General features: G+C 75.6%; 7 protein-coding genes. 2 read left to right on the top strand and 5 right to left on the bottom strand.

Going from position 1 to position 5,982, the window contains the following annotated elements; all coding sequences use genetic code 11:
* Nucleotides 1-537: hypothetical protein (locus HGCM_RS04530; RefSeq protein WP_026075259.1), on the top strand; the 537-nt coding region annotated here is incomplete at its 5' end.
* A gap of 30 nt (nt 538-567) precedes the next feature.
* On the opposite strand, the gene HGCM_RS19060 is transcribed toward HGCM_RS04530, so the two are convergent.
* The 4 genes from HGCM_RS19060 to HGCM_RS04510 form a co-directional block, all read right to left on the bottom strand.
* Nucleotides 568-741 (bottom strand): YegP family protein, encoded by a 174-nt coding sequence (locus HGCM_RS19060; RefSeq protein WP_019135687.1) that lies wholly within the window; start codon nt 739-741, stop codon nt 568-570.
* 389 nt (nt 742-1,130) lie between these two features.
* Nucleotides 1,131-2,663 carry a hypothetical protein gene (locus tag HGCM_RS20175; protein WP_051016032.1) on the bottom strand — a complete coding sequence of 511 codons (1,533 nt, stop codon included), beginning with the start codon at nt 2,661-2,663 and terminating at the stop codon, nt 1,131-1,133.
* A complete protein-coding gene (locus tag HGCM_RS04515) occupies nt 2,656-3,195 on the bottom strand; it encodes a sigma factor-like helix-turn-helix DNA-binding protein (protein ID WP_019135686.1) in 540 nt (179 codons plus the stop codon). The genes HGCM_RS20175 and HGCM_RS04515 overlap by 8 nt, the downstream gene beginning before the upstream one ends.
* 103 nt (nt 3,196-3,298) lie before the next feature.
* Complete coding sequence (locus HGCM_RS04510; protein ID WP_019135685.1) at nt 3,299-4,498, bottom strand: methyl-accepting chemotaxis protein; 1,200 nt, start codon at nt 4,496-4,498, stop codon at nt 3,299-3,301.
* A 161-nt stretch (nt 4,499-4,659) separates the two neighbouring features.
* Between HGCM_RS04510 and HGCM_RS20360 the strand changes: the two genes are divergently transcribed.
* On the top strand, nt 4,660-5,493 hold the full coding sequence (locus HGCM_RS20360; protein ID WP_019135684.1) for a VOC family protein: 834 nt from the start codon (nt 4,660-4,662) through the stop codon (nt 5,491-5,493).
* 2 nt (nt 5,494-5,495) lie between these two features.
* Here HGCM_RS20360 and HGCM_RS04500 read toward each other — a convergent pair.
* Nucleotides 5,496-5,982: hypothetical protein (locus HGCM_RS04500; protein WP_218917033.1), on the bottom strand; the 487-nt coding region annotated here is incomplete at its 5' end.

The following is a 5,982-nucleotide window of genomic DNA, read 5'->3' as shown; positions in this document are numbered from 1 at the left end:
GGCCCGTCCGCGGCCGCGCCGCCCGTGCCCGTGCCGACGAACCACGCGCCCGCGCCCGCCGACGGCGGCCGCGACCCGGTCCCGGCGCCGCCGGCGCAGCCACGGGACGCCGCCGAGGGGGAAGCTGTGGAGCACGACGATGAGGCGGTGGCCGACGCGGCGGTCGACGCGGCGCTGGCGCGGCTCAGCGCCGCGCGCGGCGGGGTCGTCGTCGGACGGTTCGGCCTCGAGGACGGTGAGCTGCAGGAACGCGCGCCCACGGAGGACGCGAGCCTCGCCGTCACCACCTACGCGGAGCACCGCGACGGCGGGACGCTCGAGCTGACCCGCGCGGGCGCGGAAGGGGTCCGCGCGACGTGGTGGCAGGGCGACAACGCCGACCGGCTCGGGACGATCCCCGACGGGTTCCTCTGGGAGAAGAACGACGACTACTACTACGGCACGGTGACGTGGGCCGACCTCAGCGACGTGCGCTTCCGCGTGCGCCCGGTCCGCCCCTGGCCGCAGAGCGCGCCGTTCCGAGAGGTCCGGCTCTGACGACAGGGGGAACGGGCGGTTGACAGGCCGCTACAGCTCCACGATCTCCGCGTCGCCCGCGTTCTTCCTGATCGACTCGCACGCGGCGACGGCCGAGCGCTTGTCGGCGTACTGCTCGCTGTTCGCGAGCACGTTGCCGTTGGTCGCGCGGATGCGGAAGAAGAACTGGCCGCTGCTCTCGCTCTTGACGATCTCGAACCTCATCGCGGGCTCCCCTGTCGGTCGGGCGTCGTTGCCGGACGACTGACAGCATCCCGCGCCGGGCGGCCGGCGTCGACAGCGGCGTCGACGGCCTGCGCCGGGCAGGGAACAGCCCGTGGGCCGGGTCCCCTGACGGGGCCCTGCCGCGAGGGACGAGCTCGCGGCTCCCACGGGCTGCGGTGACTGCGCGTATTCGCTCGCCGCCCTGCTCGCGGCCGAGGCCACGGGCGGAGCCGTGCGGGCGGATCGACAGTCCGTCCGAGTACTCGGGCGACTAGCGGACAGTCACCTCACGCGTCCAAGAGCAGTACATGTCGTGGACCACCTCCTTCCCGTGTCCTGCGACCGTACGTCCGCCTCCCGGCGCCGGCCAAGGGTTTTCGCCCACGGCGTCAGCGGAGCAGCTCGTACAGCCGGGTCGTGACCCTGGCCCGGTCGACCGCCGTCCACTCGCGCTGCATGCGCACGAAGGAGCCGTCGCCCGTCGCCAGCCACCGGAGGTTGTCGGGCGGGTTCCCCCACCCGTCGCCGAGCGCCATGACCGGTCCGGACGCGAGGTCGAGGGCGAAGCTCGTCGAGCCGTCGGACCAGACGACCGCGGAGTCGTCCGCCGCCAGGCCGCGGTAGGCGACCTCGCCCACGCCGGCGACCCGCAGCAGGTGGTCGTGGGCCGCGTCGTAGACGTACAGGTCGGCGCCGACGCCGAGGGCCAGCGTGTGGTGGCCGCCGAGATCGGCCGCCCAGGGGACGACGCCCTCGATCGCTCCCGTGACGTCCAGCAGAGGCTCGGTCCGACCGTCGGCGGTCAGCGACACGATGCGGTAGGCGGTCGCGTGGGGGTCGGCCGCGTCCGACACCAGGCCGACGAGCGCGCCGTCTCCCGCCACCAGGTGGTGGATCCGTCCGGCGACCACCTCGTGCACCGAGCCGGGATCGGCCAGATCGGCGGACATGACGCCGTAGCGGCCGGAGTCGAAGTCCTGCAGGACGAGCCAGGACACGCGGCCGTCGAGCAGCGTCACGTCGGACGCGCCGTGCTTGCGCCAGTCCCGCGCGGCGTCCTCCGAGTCCTCCGCCTTCCACGACTGGAGGACGCGCATCTCGCTGCCGTCCTCCCGGGCGGCGAACACCGCCCAGGAGTCCAGGGACTCGCCCTGCGACTGCTGCGCGATCGACTCCTCGATCCAGGCGACCCAGCCGTCCGCCCGGTCGACGTCCGCGACCTCGCGCCCCGTGCCGGGCAGCAGCTCCTGCGTGCTCGGCCACGGCGTGAAGTCGGTGCCGTCGAAGACGCCGATCCGTGACGTCCGCTGCGGGCAGGGCGCGTCGTCCGCCCGGGTCCCGAGGTACCGACCGTCGTCGAGGCGCAGGTGCATCGTGTCGGTGGCGTCGGCGCACCAGTCGTACTCGTGCAACCGGTAGAACTCGTCGCTCCACTCGCGCACGCGGTAGTCCTCGCCCTCCACCGCCTCGGCCCGGTCGGAGGCGAGCACCGTCCACGGCACGACCGTCCGGCCCTCGCCGTCCCGGATGGTCACGCCGTCCTGCGCGCGCCGGACCGCGCCCGGCCGCGGCCACACCGGGGCGGCCGGGCCGCTCGGGTCCGCGGTCTCGACCGGGGTCGAGCTGGGCGTCGGGTCGGGGGTGGGGCTCGGGGTCGGCGTCGCGCTGGGCGTCGGGCTGGACGTCGGCGAGGACGTCACCGCCGGCTCGGGCTCGCGGCGGTCGCCGACGGCCCAGCTGCCGACCGCGACCGCGACGAGCACGGAGGCGGCGGCGACGCCGGTGCCGACGGCACGGACGGTCCGCCGGCGCCGGGTCGCCCGCCGTGCTCCGGCCAGGGCGGCGGTCAGGTCCACGCGGGCCTCGACCTCGTGGGTCTTGGCTGCGGCGAGCTCGCCGAGCAGCTCGGACAGGTCACGCATCCCGCACCTCCGTCGTCATCCGCACCGGCGCGGTCTCCTCGGCAGGCACCGTCACGTCGACCGACCCCTTGAGCGCGGCCAGCCCGTCGGAGGTGTACCGCTTGACCGCACCCTCGCTCAGGCCGAGCACCTCGGCGGTCGACCGGACCGACAGGTCCTCCAGGTACCGCAGCACCACGCACGCGCGCTGCCGGGGCGGCAGCTGCTGCAGCGCGCGCTCCAGCTCACCGGCCGCCCCGCCGACGGGCTGGGGCGGCGCTCCCTCGCGCCACGCGCCCACGGTCGCCCACGCCGCGCGCTCGGTCCGGCGACGCCGGGTGCGGTCCACGAACCGCGACGCGACCGCCCGGCGGACGTACTGCTCGGCCTCGGCCGCCGTGTCGAACCGTGCCCGGCCGGAGAAGGTGGCGACGAGCGCCTCCTGCACGAGGTCCTGGCCGTCCGCGTACGAGCCCGCCAGCAGCGACGCGTACGCCACCAGGCGCGGATAGCGCTCCTGCACCACCGCTGTCAGCATCGGCTCCCACGCCACGGCCCCTCCTCGTCCCCAGTGCACCAGAGAACGCAGCCGGGGCCCTGGAGGTTGTGCCGTCCGCCGGTGTCACCCGGACGGACGCACGCCGCACCGCGGCCGGTCAGCGACGGAAGGCGCCCACGGTGGACTGCAGCGACTCGGCCATGCGCGTCAGCTCGCCGACGGACGACTCGATCTGCGAGAGGACGAGGTTGGCGTCGGCCGTCGCGTGCGCGATGCCGGAGATCGTGCCGGCGATCTCGCCGGAGCCCGTCGCGGCCTCCGCGACGGACCGCGACATCTCGTTCGTGGTCGCGGTCTGCTCCTCCACCGCCGAGGCGATGGTCAGCTGGTAGTCGTTGATGCTCGCGATGATCGAGCCGATCTCCCCGATCGCCGCCACCGCACCGGTCGTGTCGGCCTGGATCGCCTCCACCCGACGCGCGATGTCCTCCGTCGCCCGAGCCGTCTCGTTCGCCAGCTCCTTGACCTCACCGGCCACCACCGCGAACCCCTTGCCCGCCTCACCCGCACGAGCCGCCTCGATCGTCGCGTTCAACGCCAGCAGGTTCGTCTGCTCCGCGATCGTCGTGATCAGCTTCACCACGTTCCCGATCTCCGCGCTCGAGGTCCCCAGGCGCGAGACCTGGTCGTTCGCGTGCGCCGCCACACCCGTGGCCGCCGAGGCGACCTTCGCCGCCTCCGACGCGTTCTGCGCGATCTCCCGGATCGAGGCACCCATCTGCTCGGCACCCGCCGCCACCGCCTGCACGTTGCGCGACACCTGCTCCGCCGCAGCCGCCACCACACCCGCCTGCGCACTCGTCGACTCCACGCCGGACGCGACCTCGCCGAGGGCCGACGCGAGCGCGCCCGCGACGCCGACGACCGTCTGCGACGTGCTCGTCGCGTCGCCCAGCGCGGCGCCGAGCGACGCCTGCGCGGCGTTGAGGTCCGCCGCGAGCTCGCCCAGCTCGCCGTCGGACGTGATGCGCACCTCGGACGACAGGTCGCCGTCGGCCATCCGCGCGGCGGCCGTCCGGATCTCGGCGAGCTCGCCCTGGATGCGGCGCAGCACGCGCCCGAAGAGGACCACCGTGAGCAGGCCGCCGACGAGGGCGGCCAGCACGATCGCCAGCGTGGTGCGACCCGCGGCGGCCTGCCGCGCGGCCTGCTCGGTGAGCGCGTCGCCGGCGAGCCGGTGCACGCCCGCGACGCCGATCCACGCGGTGACGACGAGCCCGAGGAGCGCCACGCCGACGGCCGCGCCGGTGCGGACGGCGATGGCGAGGTTGCGGGGAGGGGCGGAAGGCGTGGGCACGGTGGACCTCTCTGTCACGGCGGGCGCTGACGCGACGGGTGCTGCAGCGGTGCCCCGCTGATCGGCCGGGCGCGCGCGGATGTGACGGTTTCCGGCCGACCTTCCTTCGCCGCCCGACCGGACGGATGGCACCGCGCCCCCTGGCGGAGGACGCTCGGAGCATGATCGCCGGACTGCACGTGCTGCTGCCCAGCCCCGACGCCGTCGCCGACCGGGCGTTCCTGCGCGACGTCCTGCGCTGGCCGTTCGTCGACGACGTCGCCACCGAGCCGGGCTGGCTGACCTTCGCGGCGCCGCCCACGGAGGTCGGCGTGCACCCGGGCGGGGACTCGGAGGGCGCCGAGCTGTTCCTGATGACGGACGACCTGGACGGCGCGCTGGCCGAGCTGGTGCAGGTGGGCGTCCACCCGATCGCCGCGCCGCGGCGCCAGGGCTACGGGCTCGTGGCCCGCATCGCGCTGCCCTCGGGGCTCGTCATGGGCCTCTACGAGCCGACGCACCCGACGCCCGTGCCGGACCTCGAGGCGGTGGTCGCGACCGCGCGCTCGCACGCGGCCGGCGGCGTCCCGGCCGACGACGCGCGCGCGCCCGTCCGGCCGGGCAGCGGCACGGTCACCGAGCACGCGGGGCTGCGCAACAGCCTCTCGACGACCGTGCTCGAGTCACGCGACGCGAACGCCCACGCCGACTTCTACCGCCGCCTGCTCGGCTGGCGCACGACGGCCGAGGAGCCGGGCTGGGTCATGCTGCGCCCGCCGGCCGGCGGCTCGGGGCTCGGGTTCAGCACCGACCCGCTGTACGAGCCGCCCGTGTGGCCCGCCACCGCCGGGCGCCAGCAGATGCAGGACCACCTCGACATCTGGGTCGACGACCTCGACCGCGGGGTCGAGCACGCGCTGGCGTGCGGCGCGCGGCTCGCGGAGCACCAGCCGCAGGCGGACGTGCGCGTGCTCGTCGACCCGGCCGGGCACCTGTTCTGCCACTTCGAGGACTGAGGTCAGCCCTCGTCCGGCCCGCCGGCACGCGGCAGGACGAGCACGGTCACGGCCGCCGCGGCGACGAGACCCACGACGCGCGCGACGTCGCTCGCGCCGACCGACGGCTGCGCGAGCGTCACGACGAGCACCGCGAGCGCCTGGGCCGGCACCTGCACGACGAGGAAGCGCCGCAGCCCGCGGCGGAGCACCGCCAGCTCGACGCGCGCTCCGATCGGCACGCGACCGCTCCATGTCGACAGCCAGACCGTCGCGTGCACCAGCAGCACCACCGCGCACAGCGCCCACAGCGGCGCCGGCCCCTGCACCGCGACCCGCACGCCGGCGACGAGCACGAGCAGGCCGCCGGAGCCGGACCAGGGCCGCGCCGCGACGAGCACCGCGAGCGCGACGGCCAGGCCCGCCGCCGGTCCGGGCAGCGTCCCGCCGGGCCACGGCAGCACGAGCGCGCACGCCCCCACGAGCGCCACCGCGACGCGCAGCGCCCAT

The sequence above is a fragment of the Cellulomonas massiliensis JC225 genome, from assembly GCF_000312005.1.
Taxonomy (GTDB): domain Bacteria; phylum Actinomycetota; class Actinomycetes; order Actinomycetales; family Cellulomonadaceae; genus Cellulomonas; species Cellulomonas massiliensis.
The sequence above is the reverse complement of the archived record's forward strand: the minus strand, read 5'-3'. Positions and strand labels throughout refer to the sequence as shown.